General features: G+C 68.3%; 11 protein-coding genes, 1 tRNA gene and 2 pseudogenes. 10 read left to right on the top strand and 4 right to left on the bottom strand.

The annotated features are described in order from the left end of the window. The first annotated feature begins 60 nt into the window (after positions 1-60). Together D2E24_RS00285 and D2E24_RS00280 are read left to right on the top strand one after the other, a co-directional pair. Positions 61-837, top strand: coding sequence for an HAD family hydrolase (locus D2E24_RS00285; protein ID WP_164520937.1), 777 nt, complete (start codon positions 61-63; stop codon positions 835-837). Positions 838-1,456: 619 nt separating this feature from the next. After that, complete coding sequence (locus tag D2E24_RS00280) at positions 1,457-2,086, top strand: phosphatase PAP2 family protein (protein ID WP_338142197.1); 630 nt, start codon at positions 1,457-1,459, stop codon at positions 2,084-2,086. Between the two features lie 127 nt (positions 2,087-2,213). Here the strand turns inward: D2E24_RS00280 and D2E24_RS00275 are convergent, their stop codons facing one another. Further along, complete coding sequence (locus tag D2E24_RS00275) at positions 2,214-3,161, bottom strand: ROK family glucokinase (RefSeq protein WP_125967333.1); 948 nt, start codon at positions 3,159-3,161, stop codon at positions 2,214-2,216. A 278-nt stretch (positions 3,162-3,439) separates the two neighbouring features. Between D2E24_RS00275 and D2E24_RS00270 the strand changes: the two genes are divergently transcribed. Next, a tRNA-Arg gene (locus D2E24_RS00270) sits at positions 3,440-3,515 on the top strand. Between the two features lie 387 nt (positions 3,516-3,902). Continuing rightward, the gene (locus D2E24_RS00265; RefSeq protein WP_125967332.1) at positions 3,903-5,000 is read left to right on the top strand and encodes an endonuclease/exonuclease/phosphatase family protein; all 1,098 of its coding nucleotides are present in this window, start codon (positions 3,903-3,905) and stop codon (positions 4,998-5,000) included. A gap of 99 nt (positions 5,001-5,099) precedes the next feature. On the opposite strand, the gene D2E24_RS00260 is transcribed toward D2E24_RS00265, so the two are convergent. After that, entirely contained in the window at positions 5,100-5,426 is a 327-nt protein-coding gene (locus D2E24_RS00260; RefSeq protein ID WP_125967331.1) for an exodeoxyribonuclease VII small subunit, read from the bottom strand. 123 nt (positions 5,427-5,549) lie between these two features. Beyond that, complete coding sequence (xseA, locus tag D2E24_RS00255; RefSeq protein WP_164520936.1) at positions 5,550-6,809, bottom strand: exodeoxyribonuclease VII large subunit; 1,260 nt, start codon at positions 6,807-6,809, stop codon at positions 5,550-5,552. Between the two features lie 381 nt (positions 6,810-7,190). Here xseA and nrdD point away from each other — a divergent pair, with 381 nt between their 5' ends. Both nrdD and nrdG read left to right on the top strand, forming a co-directional pair. Further along, positions 7,191-9,581, top strand: coding sequence for an anaerobic ribonucleoside-triphosphate reductase (gene nrdD, locus D2E24_RS00250; RefSeq protein WP_125967329.1), 2,391 nt, complete (start codon positions 7,191-7,193; stop codon positions 9,579-9,581). A 270-nt stretch (positions 9,582-9,851) separates the two neighbouring features. Then, the gene (gene nrdG, locus D2E24_RS00245) at positions 9,852-10,556 is read left to right on the top strand and encodes an anaerobic ribonucleoside-triphosphate reductase activating protein (protein WP_125967328.1); all 705 of its coding nucleotides are present in this window, start codon (positions 9,852-9,854) and stop codon (positions 10,554-10,556) included. A 22-nt stretch (positions 10,557-10,578) separates the two neighbouring features. Here the strand turns inward: nrdG and D2E24_RS10225 are convergent, their stop codons facing one another. Continuing rightward, a complete protein-coding gene (locus D2E24_RS10225) occupies positions 10,579-10,719 on the bottom strand; it encodes a hypothetical protein (protein ID WP_164520935.1) in 141 nt (46 codons plus the stop codon). Positions 10,720-10,910: 191 nt separating this feature from the next. On the opposite strand from D2E24_RS10225, the gene D2E24_RS00240 reads away from it, so the two are divergent. The 4 genes and pseudogenes from D2E24_RS00240 to D2E24_RS10745 form a co-directional block, all read left to right on the top strand. After that, positions 10,911-11,585, top strand: coding sequence for a response regulator transcription factor (locus D2E24_RS00240; protein WP_164520934.1), 675 nt, complete (start codon positions 10,911-10,913; stop codon positions 11,583-11,585). Between the two features lie 4 nt (positions 11,586-11,589). Then, positions 11,590-12,765 carry a histidine kinase gene (locus tag D2E24_RS00235; protein WP_125967326.1) on the top strand — a complete coding sequence of 392 codons (1,176 nt, stop codon included), beginning with the start codon at positions 11,590-11,592 and terminating at the stop codon, positions 12,763-12,765. A gap of 193 nt (positions 12,766-12,958) precedes the next feature. Next, positions 12,959-16,531: pseudogene (locus D2E24_RS00230) on the top strand (acyl-CoA dehydratase activase-related protein); the annotation flags it as partial. Between the two features lie 126 nt (positions 16,532-16,657). Then, a pseudogene (locus tag D2E24_RS10745) lies at positions 16,658-17,989 on the top strand (activase); the annotation flags it as partial. Between the last annotated feature and the right edge of the window lie 27 nt (positions 17,990-18,016).

The following is an 18,016-nucleotide window of genomic DNA, read 5'->3' as shown; positions in this document are numbered from 1 at the left end:
TATAGTGGCGGCGACACGCCCCGCAGCGGGCGATCGACGACGATACGCAAGGAGACGACGATGACGCAGGAAACGACGATGGGTGCGCCGGCGGCCGGCGCCGACGCCGCGGCGACGACCGCCGACGGCGGCGCGCGCGGACGACGGATCGTGATGCTGGACGTGGACGGGACGCTGGTCGAATCGGCGCCCGGCATCCTCGCGTCGGTCCGTCACGCCTTCGAGGAACTCGGCTACGACGTGCCGGACGCGGCCGCGCTCAACCGCTTCATCGGACCGCCGCTGGTCGAGACGTTCGCGTCGTTCGGCATGGACGCGGCCACCGCCGACGAGGCGACCGCCGCCTACCGCCGCGTGTACGCCAACCCGTCCTTCCCCGACCCGGACCGTCCCGGCGAACTCATCGAAGGCCGCCTGCTGGGCGGCGTGTACGACGGCGTCAAGGCGATGATCGGCGAACTCAAGGCGCGCGGCTGCACGGTCGTGACCGCCACCGCCAAACCCGAGGCGATGGCGTTCCCCGTACTCGACCACTTCGGCCTGACGCCGCTCGTCGACGCCGTGTACGGCGCCACGCTCGACCGCAGCCGCAACCGCAAGCCGCAGGTCATCGCCTACGCGCTCGACGCGCTCGGCTACGATCCGGCCGCCGGCGACCGGGCCGTCATGGTCGGCGATCGCGACAACGACGTGGACGGCGCGCGCGACAACGGCCTCGACTGCATCGGCTGCCGCTGGGGCTACGCCGAGGGCGGCGAACTCGAGGCGCACGGCGCGGTCGCCGTCGCCGAAACGCCCGCCGATCTGCCGGACGCGGTCGACGCGTACTTCGCCTGACGTGACGGTCCCGGATTCGGACGGTGGCTCTCCCGCTGGCGGGGTAGGGGAGACGCGCCCGGATTGGTGATACGGAACGGCGGGTATCTGATGAAAACGCCCCTTATCTAGAGGTATCAGCTGTTCTGTATGACCAATTCGGGCGTGTCCCTTTATGGGAAGATGCTCTGACCTTATGACGACGTGTCATACCCGTCCGTTCCCATCAGGTCCGACTGATTGCGTCCAATCGGGCTCAATGGACACGACACACCCGGGATGGTTGTGCAGAACGGCCATTGCATCCCTGAAAAGGCGGTTTTCGGGACGCAACCCTCGTTCTGTACGACCACTCCGGGCGTGTCGTTTCATGGGAAGTTGACCTGACGCCGTGGTGACGTGCCGGGTCCGTCCGATCCCCACCCGGTCTGGTCGGGTGATCCCGACCGCCCTCAATGGACGCGACACACCCGGATTGCGTACACAGAACGGACGTCAGGTCTCGATAAGGACGGTTTTCGGGGGTGCAACCCTCTTTCTGTATGACCACTCCGGGCGTGTCGCGCTGGTAAAAGCGTCCTGAACGACTCCCTCACATCCCGGCCGGCGCGTCGGCCACGGGTTCCGTAAGAATCGACGTATGCGAATGATGATGAAACGCGGGCGGGCGCTCGCCCTGGCACTCGCCGTGCTGCTGTGCGTCATGGTCCCGGTCGAAGGATTCTGGCTGCGCGGGTCCGCCGCGATGACCGCGCGCGAGACCGCCGTCCTCGAAACGCTCGGCACGCTGCCCGGGCCGGTGCACGCGTACGCGGTCGCGTGCGCCGCGCTGTTCTCGTTCGGCGGGTGCGTTGCGATCGTCGCGTTGCTGGCGGTCGTCGAATACGTGCGCACGCGCTCGTGGCGTCGCCTGCTGGTCGAACTGGTCGCGGCGGCCGGACCGATCCTGTACGTGACCGGCGTCAAATGGCTGGTGGTGCGGCCGCGGCCGGCCACGTCGGTCGGATCGGCGTACCTGCCGTCCGATCCGAGCTTCCCGAGCGGCCATACCGCGGCGGCCGTGATCGTCGCCGTGATGCTGGTGCTGATGACCCGCGGCACGCGCTGGCGTCTCGTCGCCGTCGTGGCCGGCGTGGCGCTGGTGCTGGCGGTCGCGTTCTCACGGCTCGTGCTCGGCGTGCATTTCCCGACCGACGTGACGACGTCGATGATCGTGTGCCCGGTGCTGTCGTACGCGTTGTGGCAGCTGCTGCCGTCCGTCGACGACTGACGACGGCGGGCGACTGCCGCCGGTCATCGGGCGTCGGACGACGGCCAACGGGCGTCTATACGATGAGGCGGCCTCCCGCATCGCTGCGGGAGGCCGCCTCATGCATGTCCGCTCGCCGGGGCGCGCGTCAGCGCAGGGCGAGGTTCGCCGCGCCGATCAGGCCGGCGTCCTGGCCGGCGGTGGCGGCGACGATCTTCGCATGGCCACGGTAGGCGCTGCCTTCGAGGAATCGGGCGTAGTTGTAGCGGGCCGGCTCCAGCAGGATGTCGCCCACGGCGACCACGCCGCCGCCGATGACGAAGATGTCCGGGTCGAGCACGGCGGACACGGCGGCCATCGTGCGGCCGAGCCATTCGCCGATCTTGCCGAACGCGTACAGGCCGAGCACGTCGCCCTCCTGCGCGGCCTGGGAGACCATCGGGCCCTCCAGCTTGGTGACGTCGCCGCCGCACAGCTCCAGCAGACGACCGGCGTCCTGCGGACGACGGCGCACGGCCGACTTGGCGAAGTTCTCGAGCGAGGTGCCGGACGTGTAGCGTTCGGCACAGCCGCGCAGGCCGCAGCCGCAGTGGTCGCCGTCCGGGACCATCGGCAGGTGGCCCAGCTCGGCGGCCATGCCGAAGGAGCCGCGGAACAGCTCGCCGTTGATCACGATCGCGCCGCCCAGACCGGTGCCGACGGTCAGCGCCACCATGTTGCGGCTGCCCTGGCCGGCGCCGTGCACGTACTCGCCCCAGCCGGCGCAGTTGGCGTCGTTCTCGACGACGACCGGCACCGCGTGGTCGATGAGCGCACCGACGTTCTCGGACAGGTTGTAGTTGATCCACGCCGGGATGTTCGCGGCGAAGGTCATGGTCTTGCGGTCGGCGCCGACGTTGCCGGCCGCGGAGATGCCGATGGCCTGCACGTCGTGGCCGGCCGCGACGGCCTCACGGTAGACGTCGGCGATGTGACGGTTGATCGCGTCGGCGTCCATCGGCGTGGGCACGCGCCAGCGCTGGATGATGGAATCGTTTGCATCGCAAACGGCAGCGGCGATCTTGGTTCCTCCGATATCAATGGCGAGCGTGGACATGATTCTCCTTTGATCATCTCTGTGACTGTGGTGGGACACGCAAATCATAGCGTTGCGCGGCGACCTCGCAACCGTTGCCGCATATATTGTCGAAAAGGGAGCCTAGTCTGCGGGACACCGAAGCCTTGGGGCTCTTGCGGAAAGGTGCGATTGACACGTCGTCTAGTTACCGCGTGTCAAGCAAACGGTTGCAGAATGCTTCCGCCGTGGCGTCGCATCACAGGGTGCGTCCGCGGCGTGGCGGGCTGGCCGAGGCGTATGTATAATGGAGCATCGTTGCCCTGGTAGCTCAGTGGATAGAGCACCGCTCTCCTAAAGCGGGTGTCGTCGGTTCGAATCCGATCTGGGGCACCAGCCAAGGCCCTCCGTTCCCGCGGAGGGCCTTTCGCATATCCGGGCGAAGGCGCACCGGTCGGTCGGGCTGGGGCTGGTCGCGTCGCAATCCGTATGCCGGACGGGGCCCTTATACGAACGGCGACGCGAATCGGCTCCTCAGCGTCGCAATCCGTAAGATCGGATGGCATCGTGAACGGATGGCGACGCAAAACGAGGGTGTAGCGTCGCAATCGGTATGCCGGCTGTCCGATCCTGGCGGATTGCGACGCAGAACGGGGCAACGGCGTCGCAATCCGTAATTCCCGGGGACGATGGCGGATGGCGGCGGCGCACGGTAACGTGTGAGCGCCGGCGGCCGGCGCGACGCCAGTCGCCTCCGCCGGCCCGATGACGATGGGAGGATGCATGGCGGGCAAGCAAGGCGGGCGATCCGGAGGCAAGCCGAGCAGGGGCGGCAAAGGCGGCAAGGGCGCGGTCCGACGCGGCCGGCGCTTCGCCGGGTCCCTCGGCGCGTTCATGACGATCATCGCGCTGCTCGGCTGCCTGGCGCGCGAACTGCCCGCCGACCTGCAGTCCCTGCCGTGGGTGCCGGTCGTCGTGGCCGCCGCACCCTGGTTCGTCCTGCCGGCCATACTGGGCGTCGTGTTCGGCGCGATCGGCCGGCGCGGCTTCACCGTCGTCGTCGCGCTCGCCTGCATCGGACTGCAGGCGTGGTGGCAGTATCCGTACTTCGCCGCGAGCCGGCCGCTGCCCGCCGAGGCGGGCAGCGCCGTCTCGCAGGCCAGCGCCGTCACGACCGACCGGTACGCGCGCGTCATGACCTGCAACGTGTATCAGGGGCGCGCCGACGCGGCCACGATCGTCGGCCTCGTGCGCGACCAGCGCGTCGAGGTCCTCGCCCTGCAGGAGACGAGCGACGACTTCGTCGCCGCGCTCGACGCCGCCGGCATCGGCGACTACCTGCCGTACGCGCAGGTCGCCTCGTCCGACGGCATCTACGGCAACGGCATCTGGTCCGCCACGCCGCTCGGCTCGCCGCGCGACGACGACGTGGACTCAAGCGCGTCGTTCATGCCCGGCGGCACCGTCACCTTCGGCGACCCGACGGGATCCGACGGCACCGGCGCCGTCGACATCCGCTTCGTGTCCGTCCACACCACGTCGCCGACGCGCGGCTACTGGGCGCAGTGGCGGCGCTCGCTCGACGAACTGGCGCTGATGCGCGCCGACACGGACACGCGCTACGTGTTCATGGGCGACTTCAACGCGACGACCGACCACACGCCGTTCCGCAGCTTCCTCGGCACACGCTTCGTCGACGCGGCGATGGCCGCCGGGCACGGCTTCGCGTTCACCTGGCCGGCCGACCGGTTCGGCGTGCCCCGGTTCGCCGGCATCGACCACATCGTGCTCGACCGGGGCATCATGGTCGGCCAGGTGACGACCGCCAAGGTGCCCGGCAGCGACCATGCGGCGCTGATCGCCACGATCGCCGTCGAATAGGGGAGCAGACGAAAGGCCCCGACCGAAGCGGTTCGGTCGGGGCCTTCCTTGCATCTGCGGGATCGTCACGGATTGCCGCGGGGGCGTCGCGTCGAACGCTCAGCCGAGGTTCGACTGGGTGCCGGCGGTGCCGGCGTTGGCGGCCTGCTCGGCCTGGGCGGCGTCGAGACGGGCGCGCACGTCGGCGAGCAGCGACTGGGCGCGGCGGGCGAGCGCCTCGCCGATCTCCCACTGGCGCATCGACTGGTCGAGGTTGAGGCCGCCGGCTTCGAGCGCCTGCACGGCCTGGATGAGCTTGTCGCGCGCCTCCTCGTAGGGCATGCGCGCGATCGCCTCGCGCTCCTTGTCGCTCAGCGTGGAGACGGGCGCGGGCGCGGTGGTCTCGGTGGTCTCGTCGGTCGTGGCGGTGGTTTCGGTGTCGGTCATGATGGTTCCTTCTAATGGTCGTGCTGGTTTGGCGTTGTGGTCGTTGTGGTCGCTGCGGTGCCGGCTTTGCCGGGGCCCGCCGCCGGTCCGTCGTCGGTCGTGGACGCGGTGGGCTGCCGTCCGTCAGTCGGCGGTGGCGTCGAGCGTGCCGTGGCGCAGGGTCAGCCTGAGCCGGTCGCCGGAGGCGACGGCGTCGGCGTCGGTCAGGACGTGGCCGTCGGCGGTCTGCACGACCGCATAGCCGCGGTCGAGCGTCGACTGCGGGCTGAGCGCGGTCAGGCTCGCGTGCAGCTTCTCGACGGTCAGCGACGCGTCGTCGACGATGCGTCGCAATCCGATGTCCATGCGCCGGCGGGCGTCGTCGACGAGCCGCTGATGCGGGTCGAGCATCGTCTGCGGCCGCGTCAGGCTCGGCCGGTTCGCGTAGCCGTCGACGAGACGGCGCTCGTTCTCGACGCGCGCCTCGACGCGCATGCGGGCGCGTCGGATCGTCTGCTCGACGATCTGCATCTGCTCGCGCACGTCGGGCACGACGCGCTTGGCCGCGTCGGTGGGCGTCGACGCGCGCAGGTCGGCCGCCAGGTCGATGAGCGTCCAGTCGTCCTCGTGGCCGATCGCGGAGACGAGCGGCGTGGCGCACGCGGCCGCGGCGCGCACGACCGACTCGTCGGAGAAGCCGATCAGGTCCTCGAACGCGCCGCCGCCGCGCGCGACGATGATCACGTCGACGTCCGGGTCGGCGTCGAGGCGTCGGATCGCGGCGACGATGTCGGGCGGGCACTGCGGGCCCTGCACGTGCGCGTGCACGATCTTGAAGCGCACGGTCGGCCAGCGCAGGTTCACGTTCGTGACCACGTCGCCCTCGGCGCGCGCCTGCGGGGCGCACACTAGGCCGATGCACGAGGGGAATTCGGGCAGCGGCGTCTTGCGGTCGGCGTCGAACAGGCCCTCGCCCTTGAGCTTGCGGCGCAGCTCGTCGATCTGCTCCTTGAGTCCGCCGCCGGAGCCGATCTTGCGGATGTCGTCGCCGATGAAGCTCAGCCGCGTCTGCTTGACCCAGATGTCGGCGCGGCCGTGGATGACGACCCGGTCGCCCTGGCGGAACTGCGCGGCCTTGGCGGCGAACTCGCGCCATCCGGATACGGAGATCGCGATGTCCTCGAAATCGTCGCGGACGGTCAGATAGGCGGAGCCGGCGCGCCGGGTGTTGATCTCGGTGATCTGCCCGCAGATCCACGCCGCCGGCCATTTCTCGACGGCGATGTGGAACTTCTGGCTGAGCACCGACACCGGCCACGGGTTCTGCGCCGTGGTCTCGCTGGCGAGGCGCGGCAGCTGGTCGAGCGGCCGGCGTGCCGGCGCGTTGTTCGTGTCCCAAGTCATGCGTCCAGATTCGTCCATGTAAGGGACAACAATGGCGGGCCGGACCTGCGTCGCGGACCCCGATTACACCCGCCGCACCGGTGCTCGGGGCGACACGCGGGCGGGGCGCGATGTTGTGTTTCTCACAGTGCCTTGTTTTGGCGCCATTCCGCGCAAAACCGCTATATCTAGGAATTGCGCCCGTGTGGCGTCACTAGATGTAGTGGTACAGTCTATGAGGCCGGACAAGCTCCGGCCCGCCTAACCGCCGCGTGGATTCCCGGATCCGCGCGTCTGCAAGCGCTCCCGACCGCTCCCCGCACGCGTGGGATGATTCCCGGGACCGCGCCCCGCATGCGCCCCGGCGTATGCGCTTCAGATACGACTTTGGAAGGACCTCGAATGGAAGTTCAGATGACGACCGCCACGACGACCGCCCGCCCCGCCGGCACGGTGCTCGTCGAGAAGCGTGACGGCCGCGTGGTCGATTTCGATCCGATCAACATCATCGAAGCGGTCAAGGCCGCCTTCGGCGACCTCAAGAAGCAGGTCGGTCCCGAGGAGGAGAAGCTGATCCGCGGCTTCGCCGACCAGGTCGAGGGCGAGATCAAGGAACGCTACAACGGCCCCGCCAAGATCGAGGACATCCAGAACCTCGTCGAGCATGCGCTCATCGACGCCCACCTGTACGACGTGGCCCGCGCCTACACCAACTACCGTCTCGACAAGGACATCCAGCGCGCCAAGGCCACCGACGTCAACGAGGCCGTGTCCCGCTTCATCAACCAGGACCCGACCCTCATCCACGAGAACGCCAACAAGGACGCCAACGTCTACGCCACCCAGCGCGACCTGCTGGCCGGCGCGGTCAGCAAGGCCGCCGCGTTCACGATGCTGCCCCCGGCCGTCTCCAACGCGCACATGAAGGGCGACATCCACTTCCACGACGCCGACTACTCGCCGTTCACCGCCCAGTCCAACTGCTCGCTGCCCAACTTCTGGGACATGCTCGCCAACGGCTTCACGCTCGGCAACGCGCCGATGGCCTCCCCGAAGTCCATCGCCATCGCCGCCACCCAGATCACCCAGATCATGAAGGACGTGGCCTCCAGCCAGTACGGCGGCCAGACCGCCAACCGCGCCGACGAGCACCTGGCCCGCTACGCGCGCAAGGACTACGAGAAGTTCCTCGAGGAGGCCCGCGAGACCATCCCCGACGGCATGCCGGTCGAATTCGCCCGCCGCCAGGTCGAGAACGCCAAGGAGCACGAGCCCGCCAAGCTGCACTTCGGCTCGCGCGAGCCGCTGCCGATGGACACCCCGTTCCACGACGACGTCGACGAGCTCGAGCAGGAGCGCGAGATCCTCGCCAAGATCCGCACCCGCAAGGCCATCTACGACGCGATGCAGACCATGGAGTACCAGATCAACTCCAACCGCGTCTCCAACGGCCAGACCCCGTTCGTGACCATCGGCTTCGGTCTGGGCACCGACTGGTTCGCCCGCGAGATCCAGCGCGCCATCCTCCTCAACCGCATCCGCGGCCTCGGCAAGGACCACCACACCGCGATCTTCCCGAAGCTCGTGTTCACCGTCAAGCACGGCGTGAACGCCGACCCGGAGGACCCGAACTACGACCTCAAGCAGCTGGCGCTCGAATCCGCCACCAAGCGCATGTACCCGGACGTCGTGTTCTACGAGAACATCGTCAAGATCACCGGCTCCTTCAAGGCGCCGATGGGCTGCCGCTCCTTCCTGCAGAGCTGGATCAACCCGGCCACCGGCCAGGACGAGGAGGACGGCCGCATGAACCTGGGCGTCGTGTCCGTCAACGTGCCGCGCATCGCCCTCGAATCCTACGGCGACAAGGACCGCTTCTGGAAGCTGTTCGACGAGCGCATGGAGATCGCCCACCAGGCGCTGCAGTTCCGCATCATGCGCTGCAAGCAGGCCACGCCCGTCAACGCGCCCACCCTGTTCCGCTTCGGCGCGTTCGGCCGCCTCGGCGCCAACGACAACGTCGACCAGCTGTTCCGCAACGAGCGCGCCACCATCTCGCTGGGCTACATCGGCCTCGCGGAGGCGACCGCCGTGTTCTACGGCAAGAACTGGATCCGCGACCACGCGTGGGATCCGGAAGGCAAGGAGTTCGCGCTGTCGATCGTGCGCCGCATGAGCGAGCTGTGCCACGAGTGGAGCAAGGCCGAAGGCTACCACTACTCGGTGTACTCCACCCCGGCCGAATCCCTCACCGACCGCTTCAACCGCATGGACCGCGAGAAGTTCGGCGAGGTCGAGGGCGTGACCGACCACGACTTCTACACCAACTCCTTCCACTACCCGGTGTGGCTCCAGCCCACCCCGATGGAGAAGCTCGACTACGAGAAGGACTTCCCGTACTACGCGTCCGGCGGCTTCATCAACTACTGCGAGTACCCGTGCCTGCAGGACAACCCCAAGGCGCTCGAGGCGGTGTGGGACTACGCGTACAACATCGGCATCGGCTACCTGGGCACCAACACCCCGATCGACCACTGCTTCGTGTGCGGCTTCCAGGGCGACTTCGACCCCACCGACAAGGGCTTCAAGTGCCCCGAATGCGGCAACACCGACCCGGACAAGTGCAACGTGACCAAGCGCACCTGCGGCTACCTGGGCAACCCGGTCCAGCGTCCGATGGTCCACGGCCGCCACGAGGAGATCTCGCACCGCGTCAAGCACATGAGCGGCTCCACCGGCCGCGTCACGCTCGACGACGGCCAGACCCGCGAATGGTTCGAGGAGGCCAAGTAGCCTCCGCTCCCGCCGTCGCCGTTTCGCCGGGACCGTGGATCGCGGTCCGCTGAATCCGGCGTAGTGAAGCGACGACAGGTGGATGTCCGCGACGGAAGCCCGGGATACGTCATCCGACACGCTCAAGGCCGCTCGGCCGAGCCTACGGTCGGACGACGCATCCCGGGCTTCCGTCGCTCGTCGGCGCATGCGCGCGCCGATTCCCGAGCGGGGGCGGGACGATCCGCCCCGATTGACGTTCTCTGCGAACGATGAGGTAAGGAGGCCGATATGGCGACGATGACCCTGCGCGACTTCGCATCCGACGAGACCGGGCGCGGACCGTGGATCCCCACCCGTCAGGCGAACAACCCACGCGCCGGGCAATGGGACGCGGCGCGCATGTCCAAGCGCATGATCGCCGACTACAAGACGTTCCTCGTCACCGACGGCGAAGGCGTGCGCAACTCCCTGTACGTGTCGGGCTGCCCGTTCCACTGCGAAGGCTGCTTCAACTCGTCGATCTGGGACTTCAAGGCCGGCCGCGAATACACGCAGCAGCTCGAGGACCGCATCATCGACGACCTGCGCGCCCCCTGGGTGCAGGGCCTGACGTTCCTCGGCGGCGAGCCGATGCTCAACACGGGCGTGCTCATCCCGCTCGCCCGACGCATCCGCGCCGAATTCGGCCACGACAAGGACATCTGGTGCTGGACCGGCTACACGTGGGAGGAGCTGATGCGCGACGGCGAGACGCCCGACAAGAGCGAACTGCTCACCCTGATCGACATCCTCGTCGACGGCCGCTACATCCAGGAACTGCACGACTCGCTCCTGCAGTTCCGCGGCTCGAGGAACCAGCGCATCCTCGACGTGCCGCGCTCCCTGGCGGCGGGGGAGCCGGTCATCTGGGCCAAACTGCACGACCAGGAGCGCTTCATCCCCGAAACCTACCTCAAGGACCGCGCCGCCGGCGAAGGCCAGCAGGCCTCCTGAACCGGTCTGCGCCGCTTCACCATTACGAAAGTGACGCCGACGACCGCACCTCCTGATCGACGGTCGTGGACTGCGTCGCGATCATGCCCCACGCGGCCGTCGCGACGATGACCAGCGCCACGGCGACCAGCACGCCGATCAGCACTCCCAGCATCCTCCTCATGGCGAACCCCTTTCGATGTTGCGGACGATATGGTTCGTACGATATGCGGCCGGGATGTGGGGACGGCGGTCGGCGTCCTCGAATCCTCCCGAAACGCCGCATCGTGTCCTCGGAATGCAGGACAGGAATGCGGTTCGGGAGACGTTCGCGCTCCTATACTGAAGCAAGTCAACGGCGGCGAGGGGAGGGACATGACGGAACGCACGGTCACCGTAGGCGTCATCGACAACGACCGGTTCGCCCTGCAGGCGATGGTCGGCTACCTGAACAAGGCGCTGCCATCGGCGTTCGACATCATCTGGGCGGTCGAAAGCGGACGCGACGGCGTGCTGCGCTGCTCCGACGCGCACGCCGGCGCATGCCCGGACATCATCGTGGTCGACATGTCGCTGGGCGATATCGGCGGCGTCGAGGTGATGCGCCGCATCCGCAGCCGCAACGCGCGCACCGCGATGCTCGCCGTGACTTCGTTCCCGGTCGGCGACTACGCGGCGGACGTCGCCCGGGCCGGCGGTCAGGGCATCGTCGGTAAGAACCGGGTGTCGGACATCGCCGCGGCGCTGACCGCCATCGCCGGCCACGGCATGCCGACCACGTATCCGGGCGTCCGGTTCGACCCGCCCGGCGATGCGTTCCGGCGCATCGCGCGCGACGGATTCGACGGCGTCGGCGCGCTGTCGAACCAGGAGACCGCCGTCGTCGAACGCTGCGCGCAGGGCGACACGTCGGCGCAGATCGCCGAACGGATGGGCATGGGCGTGACCACGGTCAACACCTATCTGCAGCGCGCAATGACCAAACTGGGCGCCAGAAACCGGACGCATCTGGTGGCGCTCTGGCTCAAATCAAACGACGGTCGGCGGTAGTGCGATGGGACGGCACTCCGGACCCCGTTCCCTGTGGCTGCCGTCGCTTACGGCCGCCGCGGCGCTCGCCGACCTCGCGCTGTTCTCGCTCCGGCTGGAGGCGACCGTGCCGCAGGTTATCGTGTTCGTGGCGTTCACGCTGCTGTGCTGTCTGATGCCTCTGAAACCGGCATGCGCGGCACCGGTCTGTGTGACGGCGGGAATGATCGCCATGGCGGTGCCGGCGGCGGGATTTCCGGCCCTGTCGTGCTGCATGCTGCTTGCGGTCGGCGTCGCGTTCGCCTTCACGCCCATGCCGGCAGCCGCAGGACTCGCCGGCATCGCCGTCATCGAAACCCTGTGGCTGCAAGGGACGCCGGCCTTGACCGGAGCGGTGCTGTTCCAGTTGCTGGCGGCATTGGCCGGTTTCTCCGTCCGGCAGCGGCGCCGTGCCGCCAGCGAACGGGAGCGTGCGATCGAGGCCCGATTGCGGTCGGAAACGGTCGCGGGTCATCTGGAACTGGCGAGCCGTCTCCACGACACCGTGACCAACGACCTCTCCTGCATCATCACGATGACGGAGACGATGCTGCTCGACCGTTCGGATCCGCAGATGGAGACCATGCTGACGGGCGTTCGGGACCGCGCCCAGCACGCCCTGGACCAGTCGCACGACATGATCGACGTGCTGCGCGGCGCGGCATCACGCCATCCGGATACTGATGCCGCCGATGCGGCAGAGGAGCCGGGCGATGCCATCCGGCCGCGTCCCGACATCCCGCCAACGGAGAATCCGGGGCCATCATGGATCGATGGACTGCGGACCATGGTCGGCGAGGAGGAACGGAAACTGGAGGTCCTGGGCTTCCGCGGCGAATGCGACGTCATCATGGACGGCGAGCCGACGCCGCCGGCCGCGGACGTCCGGCGCGAGCTGGCGAACGTCATCGGCGAACTGTTCGCCAACATCCGGCGTCATTGCGCGCCACCGGCGGACTACGTGATGACCGTGCGCATCGGCGCCGACGAGATCCGCGTGATGGAGATGAACGCCATACGTCCGCCGGAACGGGAGTCGGTGGTATCGGGGCGCGGCCTGTCGCTGCACCGGCGACTCATCGCCGGCCTCGGCGGCACGATGGAGACCGGCATCGAGGACGACACCTGGATCGTCCGCATCACCCTGCCATCAAATCGGTGACCCGCATTCATGCCGTTTCGGAACTTCCGTGACGAAATACCGACGGAAACGCGTGATATGACGTATATCACGCGCTGGGAGAAGCCCGGCCCGCGCCTTGGGCGGGGCGTCCGACTAATATGGTGGGTTTGAGTGGCCGGGCGAAGCATGGCGTGGAACGACCATGCCCCGGAAATCAGTTGAAGAGGTTTGCATGGTGAAGGAAGCGAATACCGCGGCGCAGAACCGCGATACGAAGCCGTTGCGCGTGGGACTGGACATCGGCTCCACCACGGTCAAGGCCGTGGTGCTCGACCGGTCCGACTCCCTGGGCGACGTCCTGTTCGCCGACTACCGCCGCCATCACGCCAACGTGCGCGCCACCGTCGCCGGCCTGCTCGTCGACATCCGCGCCCGACTGGCCGAACTCGGCCGCGCCGACGAACCGATCCGCCTCGCCATCACCGGCTCCGGCGGCCTGGCGCTCGCCGACGGCCTGCATGTGCCGTTCGTCCAGGAGGTCATCGCCGAGACGCGCGCGATCGACCAGGAGTATCCGCAGGCGGACGTGATCATCGAACTGGGCGGCGAGGACGCCAAGATCACGTATCTCAAGCCCACGCCCGAACAGCGCATGAACGGCTCGTGCGCGGGCGGCACCGGCGCGTTCATCGACCAGATGGCCACGCTGCTCGACACCGACGCGTCCGGCCTCAACGACATGGCGAAGGAGTACCGCACGCTCTACCCGATCGCGTCGCGGTGCGGCGTGTTCGCCAAGACCGACCTGCAGCCGCTCATCAACGACGGCGCGGCCAAGCCCGACCTGGCGGCGTCGATCTTCACCGCCGTGGCGACCCAGACCATCGCCGGCCTGGCGTCCGGACGCCCGATCCACGGCACCGTCGTGTTCCTGGGCGGCCCCCTGTTCTTCATGTCGGAGCTGCGCGCCGCGTTCCAGCGCGCGCTCGACGGCAAGGTCGACGAGTTCGTCGTGCCCGGCGACGCCCACCTGTACGTGGCGTACGGTTCGGCGCTCATCGCCGGCGAACCGGACGGCATCGACGTGGACGGCGAGCATTTCGACCCGCGCACCTGCGACGACATCCTCGCCGGACTCGAGGAGCTGCGCAGCCTGCCCGCCAACACGCCGCTCATGCCGCCGCTGTTCGCCACCGAAGAGGACCGCGAGTCGTTCATGGCCCGCCATCACCGCGAGCACGTGCACGTGGGCACGCTGGAGGGCGCGCACGGCCCGCACTTCCTGGGCATCGACGCCGGCTCCACCACCATCAAGGCGACGCTCGTCAACGACGACCGCGAGATCGTGTGGTCGAGCTACGCGACCAACGAGGGCAGCCCGCTGACGGCCGCCATCGAGATCGTGCGCCGCATCCAGTCCGAACTGCCCGAAGGCGCGTGGATCGCCCGCTCGTGCGCCACCGGCTACGGCGAGGGCCTCATCGCCACCGGCCTGCACCTGGACGAGGGCGTCGTCGAGACGATGGCTCACTACCGCGGCGCCGAAATGGCCAGCCCGGGCGTCACCGCCGTCATCGACATCGGCGGCCAGGACATGAAGTACCTGGCGATCAGCGACGGCGTCATCGACTCGATTGCCGTCAACGAGGCGTGCTCGTCGGGCTGCGGCTCGTTCCTGCAGACCTTCGCCCATTCGATGGGCCTGACGATCGAGGAGTTCACCCAGGCGGCGCTCAACTCCACGCACCCGGTCGACCTCGGCTCGCGATGCACCGTGTTCATGAACTCGTCCGTCAAGCAGGCGCAGAAGGAAGGCGCCTCGATGGAGGACATCGCCGCCGGCCTGTGCTATTCGGTCGTGCGCAACGCGCTGTACAAGGTCATCAAGCTGCGCGATTCGGGCGAACTGGGCGACACGGTCGTCGTGCAGGGCGGCACGTTCCTCAACGACGCCGTGCTGCGCGCGTTCGAGCTGCTCACCGAACGCGAGGTGACCCGTCCGAACATCGCCGGCCTGATGGGCGCGTTCGGCGCGGCCCTCACCGCCCGCATGCACTACGAGGACATCGCCGACGCCGACGGATTCCGCCGCACCGCGCCGGCCGTCGCGTCCGCCGACGGCAACGCCGACGCCGCCGACGATGCCGCCGCGGCCGCGGCCGCCGCGCAGCCGACCGTCGTCGTCGACGGCGTGCGTCACACCGCATCCGCGATCCTGACCGGCGAGGCGCTCGACAACATGTCGATGACGTCGGAACGCGACGTGTGCAAGCTGTGCCAGAACCACTGCAAGCTCACCATCACCACGTTCGCCGACGGCTCGCGCTACGTGACCGGCAACCGCTGCGAGCGCGGCGGCGACGCCAAGCGCAAGCGCAGCGACCGCCCCAACCTGTACGACTACAAGTACAAGCGCTGCTTCGCCTACCGCCGCCTCACCGACAAGGCCGCCACCCGCGGCGAGATCGGCATCCCGCGCGGCCTGAACATGTACGAGAACTACCCGTTCTGGTTCACGCTGCTCACCTCGCTCGGCTTCAAGGTCATGATCTCCGGCCGCAGCTCGCATGAACTGTTCGAGACCGGCATCGAATCGATCGCCTCCGAGAACATCTGCTACCCGGCCAAACTCGTGCACGGCCACATCAAATGGCTCCTCGGCAAGGGCGTCCGCACGATCTTCTACCCGTGCGTCAGCTACGAGGACAACCTCGTGCCCGACACCGACAACCACTACAACTGCCCCGTCGTGGCCAACTATCCGCTCGTCGTCGGCGCCAACATGCCCGAACTGCGCGACGAGGGCGTGCGCTACATGCACCCCTACTTCAACCTCGCCGACCACGCGCTCATGGTCGACCGCATCGTCGAGGAGTTCGCCTGGGCGGGCGTGACGCGCGAGGAGGCCGAGAAGGCCGTCGCCGCCGCCTACGCCGAGGACAAGGTCTTCAAGCACGACGTGCAGCAGGAGGGCCTCAAGGCGCTCGCGTACATGAAGGAGCACGACTGTCGCGGCATCGTGCTCGCCGGCCGCCCGTACCACATCGACCCGGAGATCAACCACGGCATCCCCGAGACGATCTGCTCGCTGGGCATGGTCGTGCTCTCCGAGGATTCCGTGTGCGAGCTGGAGCCGGGCGCCAGGCTCGACCTGACCGAGTTCCTCGCCGAGGGCGAGGAGGATCCGCGCGCCAGGAACGCGAACGGCTTCCGCCACGTGGACGACCGCAAGGTCACGTCGCGCATGCCGCTGCGCGTGACCAACCAGTGGGCCTACCATTCGCGCCTGTACGCAGCGGCGAACTTCGTCGCGTCCTACCCGGGTCTGGAGCTCGTGCAGCTCAACTCGTTCGGCTGCGGCCTCGACGCGATCACCACCGACCAGGTGGCCGAGGTGCTCGCCGACAAGGCCGACGTGTACACGCTGCTCAAGATCGACGAGGTGTCGAACCTGGGCGCGGCGAAGATCCGTCTGCGTTCGCTCAAGGCCGCCGTCGAGGAGCGCGAGCGCAACCGCGCGTCCGTCGCCGCCGCGCCGGCCAAGCGCGACGTCGCCGACGATGAGGCGCTGCGTCGCGCCGAGGCCGAACTGGCCGACGCGAAGGCGAAGCTGGCCGCCGCGCAGGCCGCCGTGGACGCGGCCGAGGCCGCCCACGCCGCCGCGTCCGGCGAGGCGTCGTCCGCGACGGCCGCCGACGATGCCGCTGTCGCGTCCACGGCCACCGCGCCGTCGTCCTCCGGATTCCGCCGCACCGGATCCAAGGCGCCGACGCCGGGCCGTCAGGTGCTGCTCGACACGACGATGGCCGCCAATCCGAAGCTGACCGAGTCGGTGCGCGAGGCGTCCCGCAAGGCGCTGCGACGCGACGTCGAGGCCGCCGCGTCCGCCGCCGGCAAGGCCGACGCGTCCGGCAAGCCGGGCGCTTCCGCCAAGTCGGGCCACAACAACGCGACGATGACCCGCTACGCGCACCGCGAGAAGTTCGTCAAGGACATGCGCAAGGACTACACGATCGTGGCCCCGCAGATGAGCCCGATCCACTTCTCGCTCGTCGAATCGGTGATCCGCTCCGGCGGATACAAGTTCGACATCCTCAAGCATGCGAGCCGCGAGGACGTCGAGACGGGCCTCAAGTACGTGAACAACGACGCGTGCTATCCGGCGATCATGGTCATCGGCCAGCTCATCGACGCGATCCTCGACGGCCGCTACGACCCGGACAAGGTGTGCCTGGCGATCACGCAGACCGGCGGCATGTGCCGTGCGACCAACTACTTCGGCCTGATCCGCAAGGCGCTCATCGACGCCGGCTACCCGCAGATCCCGATCATCGCGATCTCCACGCAGGGCCTGGAGGACAATCCGGGCTTCAAGGCCACGCCGCAGCTGCTGCACCGCGCCGTCAAGGCGCTCGTGCTGGGCGACCTGCTCATGAAGTGCCTGTACCGCGTGCGCCCGTACGAGGCGGAGCCGGGCGCGGCGAACCGCCTGTACGAGCAGTGGGACACGATCGTGCGCGAGACGCTCGAACACCACGGCTGGTCGAAGACCGCGGCGAAGACCCCGTGGCTGCGCAAGGGCTGGCTGCCGTACGCAACGCTCGCCAAGGAGATCGTGCGCTCGTTCGACGCGCTGCCCCTCAAGGACGTGCCGCGCAAGGTGCGCGTCGGCGTGGTCGGCGAGATCCTCGTCAAATACCAGCCGGACGCGAACAACCATGTGGTCGACGTCATCGAATCGCAGGACTGCGAGGCGGTGGTGCCGGGCATCATGGAGTTCATGACGACCCGCCCGTACACGGACGACTGGAACGAGCACTACCTCGGCAAGGGCGGCAACAAGCTCGGCTACGCGCTCATGCGCTGGGCTCTGGACCGCTACAATGCGCCGATCCGCGCCGCCATCGCCTCCGCGAACGGCAAGTTCCAGCAGGACGAGCCGATGCCCGAACTCGTGAAGAAGGCCGCCGAGGTCACGTCGATCGGCGTGCAGGCCGGCGAGGGCTGGCTGCTCACCGCGGAGATCCTGGAGCTCATCGAACAGGGCTGCCCGAACGTGATCTGCGCACAGCCGTTCGCCTGCCTGCCCAACCATGTGACCGGCCGTGGCATGTTCGGCAAGATCCGCCGCCTGCACCCGGAGGCGAACATCGTCTCCATCGACTACGATCCGGGCGCGAGCGAGGCGAACCAGCTCAACCGCATCAAGCTCATGATCGCCGCCGCCAAGAAGGCGCACGCGGCGAAGCAGTCCGCCGCCTGATCCGGCCGGCGGACGACGTTCCGCAGG

Source organism: Bifidobacterium samirii, from assembly GCF_003952945.1.
Lineage (GTDB): Bacteria > Actinomycetota > Actinomycetes > Actinomycetales > Bifidobacteriaceae > Bifidobacterium > Bifidobacterium samirii.
This window is presented reverse-complemented; position numbering and strand designations above follow the sequence as displayed.